Origin of the sequence: Prevotella jejuni, from assembly GCF_900187995.1 — a bacterium.
GTDB classification, from domain to species: Bacteria; Bacteroidota; Bacteroidia; order Bacteroidales; family Bacteroidaceae; genus Prevotella; species Prevotella jejuni.
The window spans coordinates 1-22,005 of the sequence record NZ_FZNZ01000028.1 but is presented as its reverse complement, the minus strand read 5'-3'; the positions used below and the strand labels follow the sequence as shown (position 1 = coordinate 22,005).

The following is a 22,005-nucleotide window of genomic DNA, read 5'->3' as shown; positions in this document are numbered from 1 at the left end:
CCTACAACTAAGGTGTGGTGATTACCCACCTTAGTTGTAGGTCGATTGCAGTTATATAAGTAGGTTGCTAACCACTCTTTCGGGTCTTTTTTTCGTCATTTGTGTTATGTTTACACGCTCTTTAATCTAACAGACATTTATGTTAAGGGAAAGTGCTGTGACTTTTTAGGCAACTTTACTTTATTTAAGTAAAATGTGTAAAGAGGCCTTATTAATTAAGTTTAGTTTGTTAATATAAACATAACTTTATACTAAAAGCGCTTGAATTTATCATTTTTTAAAATCTACAGAAGACTTCGTAATGAATTAATTACTAACTTTGCCGAACAATGTTGACATTTTGCGCAATCCCTGTTGAGCGAAAGAGGGACGTACATATACTATGAGGTTAATAAGATTTAGACGTGATATAATACCCGGGCACAAGTAAGAAGAATGACGGCTAACAGCTAATCCTATTTATACCATTTATTAGAACTTAAACTGACAGATGCCCATTCTGGCTGTGATAAGGCAGTCATGTATGTTAAACCGATTATTATAACCTAATTTTTAACGAAGATGAAGAAGTTTCTAATCAAGGCAGTATTGCCTGTTTCAATGGTAGTTTGTGCCGTTGCGGTTGCTTCCTGCTCACAAGATGAGCTTTTGACGCAAACCAAAGAACAAAGTGAAGAGAGTGTGTTGAGTAACCCAAGGGAGATACGGAACTATCTGAAGACGTTGCCGTTAGCACCTATGATGACACGTGCTAATGGTCCGATAACTCCTGATAATGGTACTCCTCTACCTGTTGAAGAGGAAGACCCGGTCGTTGAGACGCAGGGTGTTCTCGATGGAATACCTGGTAATTGGGTGAAGACAACCCGACACTATAAGATTAAACAGACTTTCGATGAGAATTTCCTCTTTGATCCTACGAGCGATGTGGTGTATCCTGGATGCGTACTAAAGGGTGGTACGATCGCTAATGGTACTTATGCAATGATTACTTCACACAAGACTGGGGACGTGACCTTCTCTATCAGCTTGTCTCCTGCTGATCCAAGCAAGGCACACGAGACCTCTGCTACTGTTCCTAACATCCGTAAGAGCGAGTATCAAGAGGTGTGGAATAAGTGGGCGACAATGGATTGGAAGGAGTCGCCAGTGACAACTATTCAGAGTGTGGAGAAGATTAACTCGCAGGAAGAACTTGTCACTAAGTTGGGTGTGGCAGTAACTGCTCCGGTTGCGAATGGCTCCATTAACCTCGGATTTAACTTCAATAAGAAGAAGAACCATATCTTAGCTCGTCTCATACAGAAGCACTTTACTGTCTCAACTGACGCTCCTAAGAAGGGTACTATCTTTGAGTCTATCGACAAAGATGCCCTCGACGGTTATCAGCCAGTCTACATCTCCAGCATTAACTACGGTCGTATCATCTATCTTTCAATTGAGACTGATGAGAAGGAACGCAACATCAATGAGGCTATTGAGTTCGCACTGAACAAAATCAAGGGTGTTGATGTTAACGTATCGGCTGACCAAGCAGTCAACTACCGTAAGATGTTGGCTAAAAGCGACGTACATATCACAGTCCTTGGAGGTGGTAAGACTATCCAACAAGAGATTTTGAAGGGTGATATTGACTCTTTCCAGCGTTTCCTTGCGGCTGATATTCCAATGGAGCAGATGTACCCTATTAGTTTCTCTTTGCGTTATGCTGTTGATAATTCACAGGCTCGTGTAGTGTCAAGTAGTGAGTTCACCGTTACACAACGCGACTTTGTTCCTGTATTCAAGAAGGTTCGTATGCAGTTACAGGTGCTTGGCTTCTCAGGACAACACAGTGGTCCACTTCCTAACTTAGATAAGGATGCTAACATCTGGGGTAAGGTCATGGTAGGAGTCAACGGTCAAGAGCATGAGCTTGTAGGCATTGCTCAGTCTAATCCGTTCTGGTTTGACTATCGAGAGAAGGAAGAAACACTGCACCCAATAGGCTTTGGTGGTATCGTCAATGTCGAGTTTGACAAAGATAAGAACGAGAGTTTAGAGGACTTTGTAGACCATCAAAAGATATCTTTCATCACTGATTTGCATACAGAAAACGGTATCTATAAGTATAACTATGGTCGAACACAATTCAACCACACCCTTGGTACCGTCTTCTCTAAGTATAAGAGTGATAACCCAGTTGTCGTCTTAGAAAGTAACTATAAGCATATTAAGATTCACACTTACGTAAAGATTCTGGACCTTAAGTTCTTTAATTAAAAGACACCTATTGCAGTTTTATCGGCGTCAACACCATGGCGTCGATAAAAGCTGCAGTACATTTATTATCATAAAGTAGAATTTAAGACTATCAATATGAAAAGAGTTTCTACGCTTTTTGCCGTATTGTGCCTACTTTGTCAGCTCTCTGTGGCTGGTCCAATAGACCAGGCTCGAGCGTTGAAGATTGCTTCAAACTTCTTTGGACAAGGCACCACAACACGCCAACTCAGCATGGCGTATAAGGCACCCTACAAGGCTTCCCGTACAGGAAAGGCTGAGGAGAACCTATACTATATCTTCAATCGTGGTAATGATCAGGGTTATGTCGTTGTTGCAGCAGACGACCGTGTCTCTCCTGTCATCGCTTTCTCAGATAAAGGAAGCCTTTCAGAGAGTGACATACAAGCGAACCCTTCTATCAAGTGGTTATATGATGAGTATCGCAATCAGATAAAGTGGGCCATCGAGAACACTCCTGACACGCCCTCACCAGAGTTCATGCAGGCATCGACTGTGCGTGCAAGTAACTATCAGATAGAGATTAGTCCACTTCTCGAATATGCTACTGACCGCAGGACAAGACTCGCAACACCTATCAGCTGGGGCCAGAGTTGGCCTTTCAACCAGTATTCGCCGAACTACCGTTACAATGGTCAGACCTACGAAACAGTGTCGGGTTGTGTGGCAACAGCCATCTGTACCGTTCTACGATGGCATAAGTGGCCACGTAAAGCACATGGTTCAGTGAGTTACTATTGGAAGCGTAACTACATGTCATTGAACTTTGACGGTCAAGGATCAGAGAATGCAGCATACGATTGGAGCCAGATGCCAGCCGGAGTAGATAGGTATGGGCGCGATAGAACAACTGGTCGTGAGCTTACAGCATTACAGGCTGATAACATCGGACGCCTTTTGCGCGACATTGGTTATGCTGTTCAGATGGACTATAATCCTGCTTCTGCAGGTGGATCGGGTGCTTACGTCTACAATGCCCCAGCCGTTCTCACACGTAACTTCGGCTATAAGAGCAGCGTAAGGTTCCTCCAACGCAGCAACTACTACGAGCAGAGCTGGCTAAGAGAGATACATGATGAGTTGAGAGATTACGGTCCTGTAGTCTATGCAGGCTTCTCTGGCGGTGGTGGCCACTGTTTTGTACTCGATGGTTATGCGTCAAATGGCTTCGTACATGTCGATTGGGGATGGAACTATTCATCAAATGGTTGGCATAAACTCAACGTGTTGCGCCCAGGACAAGAAGGTATTGGTGGCGGTAGTGGAGGCTATAGTTCTGATCAGCAGATGCTACGTTATCTGAAACCTGACCGTAACGATGACCCTGACCCAGAGCCTAATCCAAATCCAGAACCAAAGCCTGACCCACAGCCCGACGTTGAAACAGGTACTAACCTGTATATTGCAGCTAAGTGCGAACAGACCGCTTTAGCACAGCAGAACTCTGTCCCAGTCACTATCACTATTGGTAATAAGAACAGCGAGTCAGCTTATTCAGGTCGATTAGCCCTTGCCCTCTATCAAGAGGAGAATGATGCTTACTCTACGATAATCTCTACAACAACGGCTTCTGTCGGTGCTGAGTCAACGAAGAAGGTGACTTTCTATGCCAACCTCGCCAACGTCAAGGCTGGAACCTATCATCTTACTGTCAATTATGCCAAGGGTTCAGGCTTCAAGGCCATCGATGCCGTTGCCGGAACAGTTGCCATTGGTAAGGCTGATCCAGACCCGGATCCAGAGCCAGATCCAGTTGTTAAGCAGCCTGAACTGTATGCTGTACAGCGTATAACGGAGTATGTTAAGAAGGGACAGAACACGAAGATTGTCTCAACTCTTGCCAATGAAGGTAATACTGACTACAATGGTAGCTTGAAGCTCTACGCTCTTCCAGCTGAATCAAATGATGTTAAGGCAGCCACCCTCATCTCTGAAGGCAACGCAAAGATAGCCAGAGGCGAGCGTGTAACGTTCTCTTTCTATACGAACGACAACTTCGGACGCTTGGAGGTAGGCAAGTATAACCTGCTTGCAGGGTATGATGTTGATGGTGAAGAGGTTGCTGTCAAGGTGAAAACAGATGCGAAAGTATGGAAGATAGGCGAACTAACCATTAATGCGGCTGATGATGATGATAACAACTCACAGACTGTTCATGACTTGAAGTTGCAGACTATCTATTTCTATCAGGGTAGTAGCTACCTTGGATCAGACAATGCTTACGTGTCAACTGCCCACAGCAAGTTTACTGCTCGCGTTTACTTGAAGTCAGTGAATGGCTTTGAAGGTCGCGTGAAGTTCTATGTCACCAATGCACAGTTGAGTTCTAAGCCTCTCAATAGCAACATGACAGAGACACGAACCATCACGTTAAAGCCAAATAGTAACGGTTATATCGAGGTATCACTACCTACGAGATACCTATCGAAGGGGCGTTATTACATGAATATCCTCTATAACAATGGAGGTGCAACATGGCTTTATTACCCAACAGATGTCGTTCCTTTCAATGTCTATGCCGCTTTCAACCAACCTGACCCATCTAACTTATTCAGCAACAAACCAACACTTGGTCCAACCTTTGACTTTGACACCCCTCCATTCTATGGTGAACACTTCCAATCAATTGGTAATAAAGTTGATGGAGAAAGTATCCCATTGGGTATTGACGAGGTTGCCGTTGGTGGTACAGAGCTGTCTGTTTCATCGGGCGTTGTGACGGATAACGTTATTCTCACAGCCGCAAAGGCTTGCACTGTAAGCATTTATAGCGTACAAGGAAAGCTTATCAGCAAGTATAACGTTAAGTCTGGCGACAATGTTATCAGCGTTGCCAACCTGCCAGCAGGTGTCTATCTCATCGGTACAGGTACAACAACTTGTAAGATAGTAAAGCGTTAATAGAATAGGACTGACATAATTAGGCGTATTAGTTGAATTCACATTGAGGGCTCCCTCAGTGTGGATTCTCTATGCTTTATAATTGTGATTTATGTGCTATCTCTCGTTCTTCTACGCTTCATGTTGTGATACTTTCGAGTCTTGTATGACTATTGTTGTTGACTTGTCAATGCTCATTTCTGGTGGTGATAATGCTTCCTCCAAGTGGTGTTAACGCTGATATTAAGTGGTGTGAATGCTGATTTTAAGTGGCGTTAGTAGTCATTTTAAGTTGCGAAAACAGTTTTAATCAGTTGTGCGAATGTCCCTCAACCCTTTCTCCATGTACTACCAGTTGTTGAGTAGTTCTTTTTCTTGTCAGTAGTACAGGTGATATAGATGTCTATTGGCACACATGTAAAGTCAACGAGGGGCCTCCGACCGACAGGTGTCACGGCACTTCTCTACTATCATTAGGCTTATAGTTTGTGAGTTCTTGCACCTAATGAGGTCTCTGTGCGTATGGGGATAATATGTTTTTCAGTGTTATAATGCAAGAAAAAGGACGCACCTTTTTGTTTTTCTTAGTATGTTTATAGGAGTAATTTGGCAATCACTTTACACAATGTAAGGCTCTGTAAGGCTGTGAAAAATCATCACATAATAGTGAGCTAAATGCCCTTAATACAGGGGAATAATCTATTCTTTAATTGAGTTTGTAACCATCAAGGAATCAGAGTGTTACAAATAGTGTTGAAGAATATGCCCTTCTTGCCCCAAGAAGGGCATGTTCTACGTGCAAGAAGGGCATGTTCTCGAACGAAGAAGGGCGTCTTCTTCAATCATGAAGACCGTGTGGTGGAATTGAGGAGAGTAAAAAGTGAGGACCTCCCCCGGCCCCTCCGAGGACCTCCCCCAGCCCCTCCGAAGGAGGGGAGAGCCTAACCTGCTATGAGATAGCGTATGATATTAGTACTTGTTGGTAATCGTTGTTCTATGACTAACAGCTCTTCTTCACTATTTTACATTATTCACCTACCATCCACAAAACCCTTTCATCAACACCTAACATCATACACCTACCACCCCACAAAGCACATCATTAACACCTAACATTCAACACCTACTATCCCACAAAGCACATCATCAACACCTAACATTCAACACCTACCACCCCGCAAGCTCTTATTATTCCATCTATCGGACGAGTAAAAGAAATGACCTACAACTAATGTGCGAGCTACGTCACATTAGTTGTAGGTCATGATATATACATATTGGTCCTCTAATTGAGATAAGTTCCTTACATTAATATATATAACTGATAAGTAGTAGACAGCTATTTACAAGTCTTCGACTGATTTTTACGTCTCCACTAACTTGTATTTACGCCTTCACTAACTTATGTTTATGTCCCCACAGAACTTATGTTTACGTCCCCACAGAACTTATATTCACGTCCCCACAGAACTTATAGTTAAGTATTCTTTCCTTATATTCTCGCCCCGTGAATACGTCTTATTCGTGCGTTACGCCTTATCTATCCCCCCGCACCCAACCGTGTCCCGTTAGGCTCTCCCCTCCTTCGGAGGGGTCGGGGGAGGTCCCCTTTACCCCCTTATCATTAGAAGTGTACCCTAAAGTCCACGCCCATTTGGAACGGATTACCAAGTTGTGCGAAGGTGTAGCGAGTACCAGTAGCAGCGCTCTGAACGGCGAAACTGTTGTATTTAGTATCTGTTAAGTTACGCACCCAGAGGTTGACATGAAGCGGACCGAAGTCGGCATCGGCATGAGCACCTACTACTGCATAGAAGTTCTGACCGATAGTGTTCTGCTCATCCCAGTAGGTCTTACCCTGTGCGGAGAGGTTCATTCCCACCGTGACACTACGCAAGTGGAAGCGATTAGACGCATCAAGCAAGGCTGCAGGGTCAACATCTATACGATAGTCAGCATTGGCCCCGAGTGTATGTTGCGGTACGAAAGGTACACGCTTATCCTTGTAATCAACCATACCAACGCCTGCGATAGAGTCTTTATACTCATCGAACTGTGCACTTGTAAAGCCATAGCTGAGTCCGTAAGTTAGTTTATTGTCGAGTGCAACACCACGGAGTGTTGCCTCCAAGCCGCAAGAATGGCTACGACCAGCATTCGTCATCACACGACCAAAGCCATAGTTACCCGCCATCACAGAGAGCTGCTGATTGCGAATCTGCATATAGTAAGCAGCGAGATCGAGGTGTACTTGGTTGTTGAAGAGGTTTAGGTGTGCTCCCACCTCATAGTTCCAACTGGTCTCTGGTTTATACTCAATCGTCTTTGCGATACGCTCATAGTAAGCCTCATCATGTGCGATGTCGACATCAGCACGAGCCTTGTTAGCTGCCTGAGAGGTCTCAGTCTGCAGCACATCAGAGAACATCTCGAAGTTATAACCGCCTGCTCGATAGCCTTTTGACCATGTTGCATAGACGTTACTACCGTTCTGAAGACGATAGGTCAGGCCCACTTTTGGAAGAAGCTGCTTGAAGCTGTCATGCTCGCTATGCTTCAGAGCAGAGGTGATAACAGGGTTGATGGTTACACCCATCACACTCTCCTGCAATGCAACACGTGCTGAAGTCTCGTAATCAATGTTTACACGTGAGTAATCATAGCGTAAACCAAGGGTCGCCATAAGGCGATCAGTGAGTTCGATGTTGCTCTCATGGTAGACACCTAAGTTGAGTGTTGGCGTATGGAAGACACCTGGGACAGGGTCCATCGTCATGTTGATGTTGACACCACCAGCCCCAGCAATCATTGCAGCGACGCTTGCTCGTGCCGTCTTGTTGGCGAGTTCCTCTGACATACCGCCTGCTATCATCCTTTGAGCCACACGTGCAGCCATGGCGTTAAGCATTCCGTTGTAGGCATAGTCAGTAATCTTCTTAGACAGATAGCTGTTCATATCCTGATCAAAGTAGACAGGTGCCGTCGTCTTCAACCACTGGTAAGACCCAAAAGCGCCGAAGGTCCAATGCCACTTACTATCATTTTTGCTCTTAACAGACAGTTCCTCCGTCACCGTGTTACCCAACTGACGCTGCGTAAGGTGCATGAAGTCTTGTGGACGATAGTCTATATCCATGAGCATGTAGTCGCGTAAGTACTGCCAAGAAGTCATCGAATTGATGTCAAATCCATTACCCGCATATTTAATGCCCAGTCCTGTGTTGATGATATTACGGCGATAATTGCTCTGTCGATTTTGGTTAGGTAGTTGCGTACCAGCCTTCAATCCATAGAGAGGAGAGGTGATGGTAGCAGCAGCAAGTTCGTCTTCTGTGACCACCTGACCGTATGGGAAGCCATTTTGGCGAGTATATTGATAGTCGGCAATGAGGTCGAAGTTCAGTCTGTCTGTTGGTCTCCACAGGAGTCGTCCCTTACCTCCAAACTCATTGATGAGGTCGGCATGTGAGCCATCATACTGATTACGGAAGAACCCATTCTGCCCTCCATAGAAGCCAGCAACGGCGAATGCCATCTTATCATTGACTTTCTTATAGCGGCTAACCTCTGCTTTTCGATAGAGTTTCGAGCCGATAGAGAGTTGAACATCAGTCCCTTGATACTGGAAAGGATTACGACTATAAAGGCGAATCAGTCCCCCCTCGGTGTTCATCCCATAGAGTGTACCCTGCGGACCATGCAGAACATCAACACGGTCGACGTCATACGTATGGAAATTAAAGGCACTCTTGTTCAAGATAGGCATACCATCTACGTAAATACCCACGGCAGGTGAGTAGACACGTGAGCCTATTCCACGCATATAGATAGAAGAGGTATAACGGCTTCCATACTCTGGCATGGCAAATGAAGGTACAAAGACTGAGAGGTTACGTACATCCTGTACGTTGAGGTCGCGTATCAAATCGCCATTAAAAGAGGTGCTACTCAATGGCTGCTGACGCAGGCGGAAAGCCTCCTTAGGCTGGTCGATGACGACAACCTCGTCTATGTCATAGACTCTGGAAGTATCTCCTTTCTCGATAATGTTGTTGGCCTGTATTGCCATAGGCAAAGATGTCGCCATCAGAAGAGCAATACCAAATTTAGACTTAACCATATAATCTTATTTCTAATATTTTTGTATTTAATTAACGATGGCAAAGGTAGGAAGAAAAAAGACACGGCGCAATCCTCATTTATTAGGAATATAGCATGCAAGCAGTTGATTATTAATGAATAAAAAGGAGCTTTCGACCAATGTTGCTCTACTGCTATAATAAGCGAACCTTGAGTGATTAGGTGCAAAAGGTAGGTTGATTAGTCTCATTGGAGTTTGCTGTCTTTCCTCCTATGTGTTATGATTTCGTAACTAAACAGCCCACTGCTGATGAATGAAAAAAGCTGAGATGATAGCAAGCAAAACAAAATACTCCACACTTCAGAAGACTCTATAAGAGTATGAAAAATCATTACATTGCGATGAGCTTGACACTTTCTTGATAGGTGTATGATACGTCTTATAATTAAAGCAGTAAGCTTCAATAAATCAGCATGTTATGTTTAGCTTTGGAGAACATGCCCTTCTTGCCCCTTGAACATGCCCTTCTTGCCCCTTGAACATGCCCTTCTTAATGCTTGAAGGGCGTCTTCTTCATTGCTGTTTATAACCATCTGAATCACTGTTAGTTGTAAGCTTGATTATAGTGTGTGTCTGGCTTGCTGTTTACTGACTCTTTTTGGGATTAATGTAAAATAATTTCAAGCATCCGATAGGCGTTGTGTAATAATAGAAGAAATCGTATTATGGCATGGAAGGATAGGTGTACATCGGTACAGAAAAGTATTTTTAGCGAGAATGTTGTGTATTAATTCACCTTTTCATTGGTTTTTTAGTTTATTATTACTATCTTTGTCAAATTGCAAAAATAACATAGAAAAATAAACAAAATAGGTATATGCCGATAGGTTTTATGGGAGATGAGAGAGACGGAATAGCGTAACGAAATGTACAAAAGACGGATTTCTCTTATTGAAAATAAAATCTTATCTTTGCAAAGAACATTTAGGAAAGAGATTAGAACATGATATCAATAGACGGACTGACGGTGGAATTTGGCGTGAAGCCATTGTTTAAGGATGTTTCATTCGTCATCAATGAGCGAGACAGGATAGCCTTAGTGGGTAAGAACGGAGCGGGAAAGTCAACCATGCTGAAGATACTCTGTGGGATGCAGAAGCCTACGAGCGGGTCCGTTTCTGTACCGAATGATACGACAATAGGCTACCTGCCGCAGGTGATGAAGCTTTCTGACGATACGACCGTGAAGGAGGAAACGCGCAAGGCCTTCGCTGACAAGACGAAGATGGAGGCCAAACTCAAGGAGATGGAGCAGGAGATGGCCGAGCGCACCGACTATGAGAGTGACGGATATGCCGAACTCGTTGAGCGCTTTACGACGGAGCATGAACGCTATATGATGATGGGAGGTGAGAATTATGAGGCTGAGATAGAGCGCACACTGACGGGTCTTGGCTTTACGAGAGACGATTTCGACCGTCCTACTCGTGAGTTCTCTGGTGGATGGCGTATGCGTATTGAGTTAGCAAAGATACTCCTCCGCCGTCCAGACGTACTCTTACTTGATGAGCCTACGAACCACCTTGACATTGAGTCAATTCAATGGTTGGAGCAATTCCTTGCCCAAAGTGCTAAGGCTGTAGTACTGGTTAGTCACGACCGAGCATTTGTTAATAATGTAACGAACCGTACGCTTGAGATAACCTGTGGCCATGTAGAAGACTATCGGGTGAAGTATGACGAGTATCTTGTCCTTAGGAAAGAACGCCGCGAACAGCAGCTTCGTGCCTATGAGAACCAACAGAAGGAGATTGCCGACACCAAGGCGTTTATCGAACGGTTCCGTTATCAGGCCACGAAAGCCGTACAGGTGCAGCAACGCATCCGTCAGTTGGAGAAGATAGTACCCATAGAAGTGGACGAGGTGGATAATTCGGCTATGCGTCTGAAGTTCCCTCCATGTCTGAGAAGTGGAGACTATCCAGTCATTGCAGAGGGCTTGGGGAAGACTTATCCAAGTAGACTGCATAGTGACGGACCGGGTCAGACGGTCTTTGAGGGTGTCGACCTTATTATTAAAAGAGGTGAGAAAGTGGCCTTCGTCGGTAAGAACGGTGAGGGAAAGTCTACCTTCGTGAAGTGTATCATGGGTGAGATACCATTTGACGGTACGCTGAAGATAGGGCATAACGTGCAAATTGGTTATTTCGCACAGAACCAGGCACAACTGTTAGACGAGAACCTTACGATTTATGAAACTATCGATAGGGTGGCTACAGGAGACATGCGTCTGAGGATAAACGACCTCCTCGGTGCATTTATGTTTGGTGGAGAGACGTCAGAGAAGTATGTTAAAGTACTCTCAGGAGGTGAGCGTTCGCGCTTAGCGATGATTAAGCTATTGCTTGAACCAGTAAACCTTCTTATCCTTGATGAGCCTACCAACCACCTCGACATAGCCTCAAAGGAAGTGTTGAAGGAAGCTATTAAGGCCTTTGACGGTACGGCAATCATCGTGAGCCACGACCGTGAGTTCCTCGATGGACTGGTAAGTAAGGTCTATGAGTTCGGTGGTGGTAAGGTGAGAGAACATTTGGGTGGTATCTATGATTGGCTTAGAAGCACCAGTGAATCCCTCCAACTTGCTCGAAAGGGGGAGGGTACGGAGACTGTCTCACTGACATCTAATAATAATAAAAATGCTACCCCCCACCCTTCGGAAGGGTCAGCTGAGACCTCAGGCGAGATCTTGTCATACGCTGAACGTAAGGAACTGCAGAAGAAGATACGTAAGGCGCAACGCGCAGTTGACGACTCGGAAGCTAAGATAGCAAAGCTGGAAGCACGTAAGAGCGAACTCGACGAGCTCCTTATGGCACCTGAGAATGCCTCGAATATGGAACTCGTTTCGGAATATACCAACCTTCAGCGTGAACTTGATGAGGAGAACGACCGATGGCTCATACTGTCGGAAGAGCTGGAGGGGATGAAGGAGTAGGGGACCTCCCCCAGCCCCTCCGAAGGAGGGGAGCCGCAAACCTGCTATGGCAGGATAGGTCGGCTACTTGTGATGGGAATGTTATCTTTTTAATAGTTTGTGGGTGTTCCTCACGATAGTTTGTGGATGAGAATTTTTCTATATTACTCTCTGATAGAGGGTTAAAGTTATATATTAACTATGATGAGCAGGCCTGTTTCCTGCACTCCCCTCCTTCGGAGGGGTTGGGGGAGGTCCCAAACCAGCTACGTCTGGATAGGTTGGCTACTTGTGATAGGGATGTTAACTTCACATTAGTTTGTGGGTGTTCCTCACGATAGTTAGTGGATGATTCTCACGATAGTTTGTGGATGATAAGTATTCTACATTACTCTCTGTTAGAAGATTAAAGTTATTTATTAACTACGATAAGCAGGGCTGTTTCCTGCACTCCCCTCCTTCGGAGGGGTTGGGGGAGGTCCTAAATCAACTACGTTAAGCAGGCCTGTTTCCTGCACTCCCCTCCTTCGGAGGGGTTGGGGGAGGTTATTATTTATTAAATATATTACTATGCGTATTAAATCACTTTTACCAATGATGCTCCTTGCATCTGCGCCCTTCACTGCTATGGCACAGGGTCAGGCAGGTATCAAGGCAGAGAATCTCGACAAGTCGGTACGCCCGGCTGACGACTTCTTTACGTTTGCCACGGGTGGATGGCAGAAGCTTAACCCGCTTCCTGGAGCCTTCTCACGCTTTGGCTCGTTCGACCAGTTGCAAGAGAACAACAACAAGCGTATCAACACGATCCTCACTGACTTGCTCAAGAAACAGGGTAAGGAAGGGTCGACAGAGAGAAAGTTAGGCGACTTCTATAAGCTCGCCATGGACTCAGTGCGCCGTAACAAGGAGGGCGTAAGTCCGGTTAAACCGCTACTCAACGAGATGGAGAATGCAAAGAGTCTGGCCGACCTTCGTGCTCTGCAGTTGAAGTATGCAAGTTTTGGCTATGGCGTTCCAATGGGTTATTCCTTTGAGGCTGATGAGAAGAATGCGAAGATGAATATCCTTCTTATCTATCAGGACGGATTGAGCCTTGGGCAGAAAGAGTACTATCTCGATAATGACAAGGCTACGGCAGACATCCGTAATGCCTTCCGTCAGTTTATCGCTAATATGTTCCGCCTCTATGGCTTCTCTGATACACAGGCTGCGGCTAAACGTGATGCTGTGATGCGTTATGAGACAATGTTGGCTTTGATATCAAAGAGCCGTACGGAGTTACGTGACGTTGAGGCCAACTATAATAAGATGACGCTTGGTGAGTTTAAGGAGAAATATCCTAATATCTCACTCGAGCAGTTGGCTAATGCCGAAGGTATTAAGAGCGAGTATATTCAGACGATGGTAGTGTGTCAGCCTGCTTTCCTTGCTGGTGTTGACAAACTAACGGCTACAGAGAGTACAGAGGAACTGCGTGCACGTATGGAGTGGAGCGCTATCCTTGCTTCAGCTAACTATCTGAGTGATGACATACGGGCAGAATATTTCAACTTCTTCAGTAAGACGATGCGTGGTACGAAGGAGGATTACCCTCGTTGGAAACGTGCTACACAACAGGTAGAGAAGCAGATGGGTGAGGCGCTTGGCCGAATCTATTGTGAGCGTTACTTCCCAGCTACAAGTAAGAAACGTATGGAAGACCTCATCAAGAACCTTGAGGTGAGTCTTGCTGAGCGTATTAAGGCACAAGACTGGATGAGTGAGGCTACTAAGAAGGCTGCTCTTGAAAAGCTTTCAACCTTCTATGTGAAGGTGGGTTACCCTAATAAGTGGAAGGACTTGAGCCAACTTAAGATAGACCCAACAAAGTCTTATTATGAGAACGTGCAGAACTGTCAGCTGTTCTGGGCTGAGGATGCTATCAAGGAGAAGGCTGGTAAGCCTGTTGATAAGGATAAGTGGCTGATGACACCACAGACTGTCAATGCTTATTATAATCCTACGACGAATGAAATCTGTTTCCCTGCAGGTATTCTTCAATACCCATTCTTCGACCCGAAGGCGGATGATGCCTTTAACTATGGAGCCATTGGTGTGGTGATAGGACATGAGATGACACACGGATTCGATGACCAAGGACGCCATTACGACAAGGATGGTAATATGACAGACTGGTGGACTGAAGAGGATGGAAAGAACTTCGAGGCTCGTACAGGTAAGTATGCTGACTTCTTCAGTGCTATTAAGGTGTTGCCAGACCTTCATGCTAACGGTAAGCTCACATTAGGTGAGAACCTTGCTGACCACGGTGGTCTCGAGGTAGCTTTCAATGCTTTCATGAAGACACCAGAGGCAAAGAAGGGTAAGGTCATTATGGGCTTCACACCAGAACAGCGTTTCTTCATCGCTTATGCAGGTGTATGGGCAAACAATATCACTGAGGCTGAAATCCGTAGTCGTGTGAAGAGTGACCCACACTCTCTTGGTGAGTGGCGTGTCAATGGTGCTCTTCCTCATATCAATGCATGGTATAAGGCCTTCGGTGTGAAGGAGGGTGATAAGCTCTTTATCCCTGAGAATGAACGCTTGAAGCTGTGGTAATGGCTGGTGATGGGTGTTGAATATTGGGTGATGGGTGATGACTGTTGGGTGTTGATGGCTTGATACTCAGCTGATTATTACATCTGTCGTTCGATATTTCCCATACCAATAAATCTATAAAATAAAAGGTTTACGACTAATCATTCTTATCAGATATGATGTTGATAGGAATGGTTAGCGTGAGCCTTTTGTGTTTATTCTTATAGAGGAAGATATTGTTGTGGGAAGGATAGGTGGGGTGTCTATTCGTATTCGTTGTCATACTTTTGTGTAGATAAGACTTGTGCAATCTCTTATTAATTACTATCTTTGTAGCTTATTTATAGTAGAGAAAAGTGGGGTTGTATGCTTATACGACCATTAAAGATAAAGGAAACAGGATATGCCATTGATATTACCTGACGGACTTCCCGCCATTGATATGCTGAAGCGTGAGAATATCAACATAGAGGATATGCTTGCTAAGGAGGATAATAAACGTCCGCTTCGCATTGTCATACTCAATCTTATGCCATTCAAGGCTACGACGGAGACTGATTTCATACGTCTTCTTTCTAATAGTCCACTACTGTTAGATATCAGCTTCATGAAACTCAAGAGTCATGTCTCCCGCCATACTTCAGCGGAACACATCGACCGATTCTATCATACATTAGAGGAGCTAAGCAAGGAGAAGATTGATGGGTTGATAGTCACTGGCGCACCTGTTGAAGACATGCCTTTCGAGGAGGTGGATTATTGGAAAGAGCTACAAGAGATATTCAATTGGGCTCGTGAGAATGTGCGTTCAACGCTTTATATCTGTTGGGCAGCACAGGCAGGACTCTATCATTTCTATGATATCCCTAAGTATCCATTACCAAAGAAGATGTTTGGTATCTTCCCTACGATTCCTCTAAAGCCCGAACTGCCTATCTTCCGTGGTTTTGATGATGTCTTCCGTATGCCTCAGAGCCGTCATACAGAGATAAGGCGTGAGGATATTGAACGAGTCGCCGACCTCGAAATCATTGCTGAATCGGAGGAGAGTGGAGTCTCTATCGTAAGATCACGTAGTAAACGTGAGTTTTTTATCACTGGTCATTTGGAGTATGCCCCCAACACACTCGACACAGAATATCACCGTGACCTTGGTAAGCGTGATGATGTTGAAGTCCCAAAGTATTATTACCGTGAGGATAATCCAGCGAAAGGTCCGCTTGTCACTTGGCGTTCACACGCTAATCTACTATTTATGAATTGGGTAAATTGGGTGTTAGGTGGTGAATGATAGGTGGTGATGAATGGTTATTTTGCTTAGCATCTATCACTCAAACAAAATGTAATCATCATCACCCAACAATTAACAATCACCACCTATCAATCATCACTCACCACCCTATAAACACTTCATCATCACCCAACAATTAACACCCATCACCCAACAATATGCAATCATCATCACCCAACACCCATCACCCATCACCCATTACTATAGAACTCCTTGCGCCAGCCAAGAATCTTGAATGTGGAATGGCAGCTATTGATCACGGAGCAGATGCCGTATATATTGGTGCTTCTCGATTTGGAGCACGTCAGTCTGCAGGTAATAGTGTGGAGGATATTGGTAAGCTATGCGAATATGCTCACCGCTATGGTGCCACGGTTCATGTGACCATCAATACGATTATCTATAATGATGAGTTCGACGATACACTTGCCTTGGTGCGTGAGTTGGTGGACGTTGGGGTAGACGCTTTCCTTCTACAGGATATGGGTCTGATGAGTAAGGTGAGGGAGATAGTGCCTGATACGGTAGCACTCCACGCCAGTACACAATGTGATACACGTACATGGGAGAAGGCCCAGTGGCTGAGTCAGCAGGGTTTTGATCGTGTTGTACTTGCTCGTGAATTGTCTGCTGAAGAGATAAGCGATATTCATAAGCGGTTGCCAAACCTTGAGTTAGAAGCCTTCGTACATGGAGCTTTATGTGTAAGTTATAGTGGTGTATGTTATGTTTCCCAGTATAGTTTCGGTCGTTCAGCCAATCGTGGTGCCTGTGCACAGTTCTGTCGATTGGCGTTTGATTTGAAGGATTCAGATGGAAAGACCATCGAACACCAGCGTCATCTTCTTTCATTGAAGGATATGAGTCAGATTGATAACCTTGAGACGCTGATGCGTTCTGGGGCTTGTGCCTTTAAGATTGAGGGGCGATTGAAGGATATAAACTATGTGAAGAATGTTGTGTTAGCTTATAGTAAGCGCATTGATGAGATAATCAGTAAGCATCCTGATGAGTTCCGTCGTGCTTCGTTGGGACGTGTCCGTTATTCGTTTACGCCAGATTTGAAGAAGATATTCAACCGTGGTTATACCAATTACTTCCTCAAAGGCAGGCAGGCAGATATCTTCTCACCTGATACACCAAAGGCATTGGGTGAGTTTGTTGGTAGGGTAAAAGAGATAAGACGAGACAGCTTTAATGTGTCCAGTACAGCAAACTTTGCGAATGGTGACGGACTCTGTTTTCTTTCACGTGACCCAGTCAATCAGTCTACACGGTTGGAGGGATTTCGTGTGAACCGTGCTGTAGGTAATCGACTCTATCCGTTTAAGATGCCAAAAGGCCTAAAAGCAGGGATGAGTTTGTATCGTAATCAAGACCAAGCCTTTGATAAGGAGTTGAGCAGTAAGACTGCTGAACGTAAGATTAAGATAAAGATGTGGTTTGGAGCCTCACCTGAGGCCTCCCCCAACCGCTCCGAAGGAGGGGGGGGCCTAACGGATTGTCGTGGGACAATATGGGCAAAAGCAGAGGTGATAGGAAGTGCTACTCCAAAGCAAACATCTAACAAACGAATATCCAACGAACATCCCGTTAGGCTCTCTCCTCCCCTTGGAGGGGATGGGGGAGGTCTCCAACTTGCCCAAAAACCCCAACGTGATAACATCATACGCCAGCTCACTAAGTTGGGCAATACGGTATATGATTGTACAGAGGTTGAGATAGTTGACGGGGCTGATAAGTACTTTATTCCAAGCAGTATTCTTGCAGAACTTCGCCGTATGGTGGTAGAGGAACTTGATAAACAGATACTGGATAGGCAGCGTATGACGATTCATCGGAAGTCGGTGGATAAGGTGTCTGACCATAAGCCACATATAACAGTGGTAAATCCTGCCCAGTATCAGCAAATGCCTTATCTGTATAACATCTCCAATGATGTTGCCCGTAAGTTCTATGAGCAGCAGGGACTGACCAAAGCTGAGCCTGCTTTTGAAATTCAATATCCTTCTGTAGACAATGGTTCAGAGTCAACAGGAAAGTCGTTTTCTATCCGGGGGGATAAAGACGCCGTCTCTCATCTATTGATGCAGTGTCGTCATTGTATTCGTTATTCGCTCGGCTATTGTGTGAAACGAGGGGGAAAGAAACCCACATGGCGTGAACCACTCTTCCTCGAACTACCAGATAAGCGACGTTTCCGTTTAGAGTTTGATTGTAAGAACTGTCAGATGAATGTTCGAAATGCTACTTAAATGAAAAGTCATTATTCATTACCAATCATTATGATTATGGATAAAGTGAACCTGAAAAGAGAGCTCCGTGTTGCCTTTTCTACGAGAGAAAAGGCAAGTAGTTGTACCCTACAACGATATGGGCTAATGGGGGTATTCCTTCTCTTCTTGCTTAGCTTTTTGCTAACAGGTTGTTATCATAAGAAAACTCCATCCTCCTTTCGTTTGCCAGACAGTATTCAAGAGGCACAAATCTCGCGACGAATAGAGGCTGGGGGCGACTCTATTTTAAAGGAGAAAGATACTGATAACATTGAATGGAGTGGTACACGGAGTAGGGTAGACTCCTTGTCTTTTCGTGTGAAACATCACTATTCACAAGGGTTTAACTTTATTGTGACAGCTGATTCTCTGATGCTTCTTCGTCAACAACCAGAGGAAGCTGTCAACAAGATGGAGACAGATTCCTTTGCTGTGAAGAAAGGAAAGGAGGTCGTTGTGGCTGATATTCGTATTCTTCCTAATGATAAGCAGGATTCTGTATGGGTGCAGATAGCTACGGAGGACTATGCCTTTGGGTGGGTTCATGAGAACCGTCTCTTAAAGCAGGTAGACCCAGCTGACCCTATCTCCCAGTTCATCTCTACATTCTCAAATATCCACTTGCTAATCTTCTTGATTGTTATCTCCATTATGGGAGTTGGCTATCTGGCACGTAAGATATTGAAGAAGAACGCACATATCGTACATTTCAATGATATTAGTTCGCTTTATCCTACGCTGTTAGCCGTTATTGTGGCACTATCCGCAGCCTTCTATGCCAGTATACAGCTCTTTGCACCAGAGACGTGGCGTGAGTTCTATTTCCATCCTTCGCTTAATCCTTTCTCGCAGCCTCCCCTACTTAATATCTTCTTAGTATTGGTATGGGCCATGCTCATTATTGGTATCGCAACGATTGATGATGTCCGAAGATTATTGAAGTCGGGCGAAACCCTACTTTATCTTTGTGGGTTAGGAGCTGTGTGTGCCGTCAATTATATCGTTTTCTCCGTGCTCACCTTATATTATATAGGTTATCCACTTCTCATAGTTTATATCTATTACGCCTTCCGTGTCTATTTACGTAAGAGTAGTGAAACTTATTATTGTGGCAACTGTGGCGTTCGTCTTCATCGAAAAGGAAGGTGTCCGCATTGTGGTGCAATCAATGAATAAAGATACTTTTTGGTTTCTTTCTGAATTAAGGATTGCCAGACCTTACGAAGGTATGGGGCTTTTTATTTAATGAGGAACAAACCTTTTACTTACAGAAAGACGTTGTTGAATAGATATGGTAGAACCGTACAACAACTAAGAGAACGATTGTATTTATATATACACCTGTTAGGTAATAACGAGGGTGGTAGGTAGATTTGTTTGTTCGTGTTGCCTTTGTGTTTTTTGCACATGTGCAAATACGGATAGATGCCATTATCCCTCTCTGCGAAAGGTGTTGCTCCCAAGGTGTATTGAAGTAGAGGAATGACAGATGTTCACTTACCTTATTTATAGGCTTAATACAGAACTTTTTTTTATTTTAGTTTGCTGTCACTTTTAACATTTCACGTAACCTCACTGGGAACTAATTAGTTATGTGCCCGTAATAGATGACAGATATGACAGGAAAATCAAAATCTCTTTGAGGTCAGTCTTTGTGTTTTAGTTCGTTCGGTAGGTTGTTTTCGGGATTTGATGTTCGTTATGTCCATTAATAAGTAATGTTCATGAGTAGCTGAACTGATTAGCCTTTCGGATTAAGTTTTTTTCATGCTTCGATGATAAAAATATCAATAAAATCCTTGGTTAATCAGTTGTAAAATAGTAACTTTGCACTCGTTTAGCAAAATTATACTCTTTAAAATAGTTGAATGAAGAATGACAAAATGAAAATGAAGTACCGTGTGAACGAGCAGATTCGCGTTCGGGAAGTACGTGTGGTAAGTGATGATGGAGCAGAAGTTATGCCTACGCGAAAAGCGTTGGAGCTGGCTCATCAAGCAGGAGTTGACCTTGTGGAGATATCTCCTAATGCGCAGCCACCGGTTTGTCGTATCATCGACTATTCTAAGTTCCTCTACCAGCAGAAGAAACATCAGAAGGAGATGAAGCAGAAGCAGGTGAAACAGGAGGTGAAGGAGATTCGCTTTGGACCGCAAACAGATGAGCATGACTATAAGTTCAAGCTCAAGCACGCACAAGAGTTCCTCAACGCAGGTAATAAGGTACGTGCATACGTGTTCTTCCGTGGTCGTTCCATTCTGTTTAAGGAACAAGGAGAGGTTTTGTTGTTGCGTTTTGCCAACGACCTTGAAGAGCTCGCAAAGGTGGAGCAACTCCCAAAACTTGAGGGCAAGAAGATGTTCCTCTATCTTGCACCTAAGAAGGCCGGCGTTGCTAAGAAGAGCCAACAGAAGCGTGACCGTGAGGAGGCTGAGGCTGGTGTAAAGGCTGCTGCAGAGAAGGTTGCTGAAGAGACTGCAACCGACGGTGGACTGTTTGCCAATGCCAAGAATGGTGCAGACGCTTTGAAGAAGTTGAATATTGACTAACGCTTGTTGAGCCAGCTCTTTTCTGAAAGGATAGGGTAGGGGCAAGATGAGCAACCCTGTGCGTAACGTCCTGGTATATACGTTGCCACAGATGAATATAAATAACAATTTTAAAATTTACAAAAATGCCAAAACAGAAGACAAATTCCGGCGCAAAGAAGAGATTCACGTTCACCGGTACTGGTAAGATCAAACGTCATCACGCTTACCACAGTCACATTCTGACTAAGAAGACAAAGAAACAGAAGAGAAATCTTGTTCACCAGACGCTCGTGGATGGTACAAACTTGAAGCAGGTACGCGACTTGCTCAATCTCCGTTAATTCATTAGTCAAACAAATTAAAAGGAAAGAAAAACTATGCCAAGATCAGTCAATCATGTTGCTTCAAAAGCAAAGAGAACAAGAATTCTGAAGCAGACTAAGGGTTACTATGGTGCCCGTAAAAATGTTTGGACGGTAGCAAAGAATACCTATGAGAAGGGTTTGACTTATGCTTATCGTGACCGCCGTAACAAGAAGCGTAACTTCCGCGCATTGTGGATTCAGCGTATCAACGCTGCTGCTCGTCTTTATGATATGAGTTACAGTCAGTTGATGGGTGCATTGCACAAGGCTGGTATCGAGATTAACCGTAAGGTGCTCGCTGACCTCGCTGTTAACAATCAGGAAGCTTTTAAGGCTATTGTTGACAAAGTAAAGTAAATTTAGTGTAGCTCACCTTCGTGTGAGCACTCATTATAACGGAACAGAGCTGCCACCCTTTCGGGTGGCAGCTTTTTTGGTTTATGGGGGTGGCCCCTCCCCTGTCCCCAGCTGGCCGCTCCCCCTTCTCCAGCTGGCCCCTCCCCCTTCCCCTCCCCAGAAGGGCTACTCTTTCTACACATCTTTTTTAAGACTTGTATAGAAGGCTACTTGGTATTCAAATACTCGTAAACCTTCCTTAAGGGTGATGTAGCCTGGCCTGGTGTCCTTACCCATATCACACCAGCCTTGTAGACGGGCAATTATCCATGCTGCCCATGGTAGGCTGTCCTCTTTGAAAGGATTTCTTCCATCTTTTGACCTTGGGTTCTTGGCATGTAT

The 22,005-nt window shown here is 44.5% G+C and carries 11 protein-coding genes and 1 pseudogene; 10 read left to right on the top strand and 2 right to left on the bottom strand.

Features of this window, described 5'->3' with window-relative positions; genetic code table 11:
- Positions 1-561 precede the first annotated feature (561 nt).
- Complete coding sequence (locus CHB62_RS10695; RefSeq protein WP_089366837.1) at positions 562-2,262, top strand: thiol-activated cytolysin family protein; 1,701 nt, start codon at positions 562-564, stop codon at positions 2,260-2,262.
- 96 nt (positions 2,263-2,358) lie between these two features.
- Entirely contained in the window at positions 2,359-5,184 is a 2,826-nt protein-coding gene (locus CHB62_RS10690) for a C10 family peptidase (RefSeq protein ID WP_089366836.1), read from the top strand.
- 1,603 nt (positions 5,185-6,787) lie between these two features.
- On the opposite strand, the gene CHB62_RS10685 is transcribed toward CHB62_RS10690, so the two are convergent.
- Complete coding sequence (locus CHB62_RS10685; RefSeq protein ID WP_089366835.1) at positions 6,788-9,283, bottom strand: TonB-dependent receptor; 2,496 nt, start codon at positions 9,281-9,283, stop codon at positions 6,788-6,790.
- Positions 9,284-10,247: 964 nt separating this feature from the next.
- On the opposite strand from CHB62_RS10685, the gene CHB62_RS10680 reads away from it, so the two are divergent.
- The 8 genes from CHB62_RS10680 to rplT all read left to right on the top strand — a co-directional run bounded on the left by CHB62_RS10680 (position 10,248) and on the right by rplT (position 21,624).
- The gene (locus CHB62_RS10680) at positions 10,248-12,242 is read left to right on the top strand and encodes an ABC-F family ATP-binding cassette domain-containing protein (RefSeq protein ID WP_089366834.1); all 1,995 of its coding nucleotides are present in this window, start codon (positions 10,248-10,250) and stop codon (positions 12,240-12,242) included.
- 549 nt (positions 12,243-12,791) lie between these two features.
- Entirely contained in the window at positions 12,792-14,825 is a 2,034-nt protein-coding gene (locus CHB62_RS10675; RefSeq protein ID WP_089366833.1) for a M13 family metallopeptidase, read from the top strand.
- A gap of 382 nt (positions 14,826-15,207) precedes the next feature.
- The gene (locus CHB62_RS10670; protein ID WP_089366832.1) at positions 15,208-16,095 is read left to right on the top strand and encodes a homoserine O-succinyltransferase; all 888 of its coding nucleotides are present in this window, start codon (positions 15,208-15,210) and stop codon (positions 16,093-16,095) included.
- Between the two features lie 158 nt (positions 16,096-16,253).
- Positions 16,254-18,350, top strand: a complete 2,097-nt coding sequence (locus CHB62_RS10665; RefSeq protein WP_089366831.1) for a peptidase U32 family protein — start codon at positions 16,254-16,256, stop codon at positions 18,348-18,350.
- 126 nt (positions 18,351-18,476) lie between these two features.
- The gene (locus CHB62_RS10660) at positions 18,477-19,547 is read left to right on the top strand and encodes a zinc ribbon domain-containing protein (RefSeq protein ID WP_042856147.1); all 1,071 of its coding nucleotides are present in this window, start codon (positions 18,477-18,479) and stop codon (positions 19,545-19,547) included.
- Between the two features lie 692 nt (positions 19,548-20,239).
- Positions 20,240-20,920 carry a translation initiation factor IF-3 gene (gene infC / locus CHB62_RS10655; protein ID WP_089366830.1) on the top strand — a complete coding sequence of 227 codons (681 nt, stop codon included), beginning with the start codon at positions 20,240-20,242 and terminating at the stop codon, positions 20,918-20,920.
- Between the two features lie 125 nt (positions 20,921-21,045).
- Positions 21,046-21,243: a 50S ribosomal protein L35 gene (gene rpmI, locus CHB62_RS10650; protein ID WP_004360280.1), complete on the top strand. Its 198-nt coding sequence runs from the start codon at positions 21,046-21,048 to the stop codon at positions 21,241-21,243.
- Positions 21,244-21,279: 36 nt separating this feature from the next.
- Positions 21,280-21,624: a 50S ribosomal protein L20 gene (gene rplT / locus CHB62_RS10645; protein WP_004383393.1), complete on the top strand. Its 345-nt coding sequence runs from the start codon at positions 21,280-21,282 to the stop codon at positions 21,622-21,624.
- A 174-nt stretch (positions 21,625-21,798) separates the two neighbouring features.
- Here rplT and CHB62_RS14680 read toward each other — a convergent pair.
- Positions 21,799-22,005: pseudogene (locus CHB62_RS14680) on the bottom strand (hypothetical protein); the annotation flags it as partial.

Coding starts and splice junctions, on each gene's coding strand:
- CHB62_RS10695 (WP_089366837.1), top strand. CDS start 562: ATGAAGAAGTTTCTAATCAAGGCAGTATTGCCTGTTTCAATGGTAGTT.
- CHB62_RS10690 (WP_089366836.1), top strand. CDS start 2,359: ATGAAAAGAGTTTCTACGCTTTTTGCCGTATTGTGCCTACTTTGTCAG.
- CHB62_RS10685 (WP_089366835.1), bottom strand. CDS start 9,283: ATGGTTAAGTCTAAATTTGGTATTGCTCTTCTGATGGCGACATCTTTG.
- CHB62_RS10680 (WP_089366834.1), top strand. CDS start 10,248: ATGATATCAATAGACGGACTGACGGTGGAATTTGGCGTGAAGCCATTG.
- CHB62_RS10675 (WP_089366833.1), top strand. CDS start 12,792: ATGCGTATTAAATCACTTTTACCAATGATGCTCCTTGCATCTGCGCCC.
- CHB62_RS10670 (WP_089366832.1), top strand. CDS start 15,208: ATGCCATTGATATTACCTGACGGACTTCCCGCCATTGATATGCTGAAG.
- CHB62_RS10665 (WP_089366831.1), top strand. CDS start 16,254: ATGCAATCATCATCACCCAACACCCATCACCCATCACCCATTACTATA.
- CHB62_RS10660 (WP_042856147.1), top strand. CDS start 18,477: ATGGGGGTATTCCTTCTCTTCTTGCTTAGCTTTTTGCTAACAGGTTGT.
- infC (WP_089366830.1), top strand. CDS start 20,240: ATGAAGAATGACAAAATGAAAATGAAGTACCGTGTGAACGAGCAGATT.
- rpmI (WP_004360280.1), top strand. CDS start 21,046: ATGCCAAAACAGAAGACAAATTCCGGCGCAAAGAAGAGATTCACGTTC.
- rplT (WP_004383393.1), top strand. CDS start 21,280: ATGCCAAGATCAGTCAATCATGTTGCTTCAAAAGCAAAGAGAACAAGA.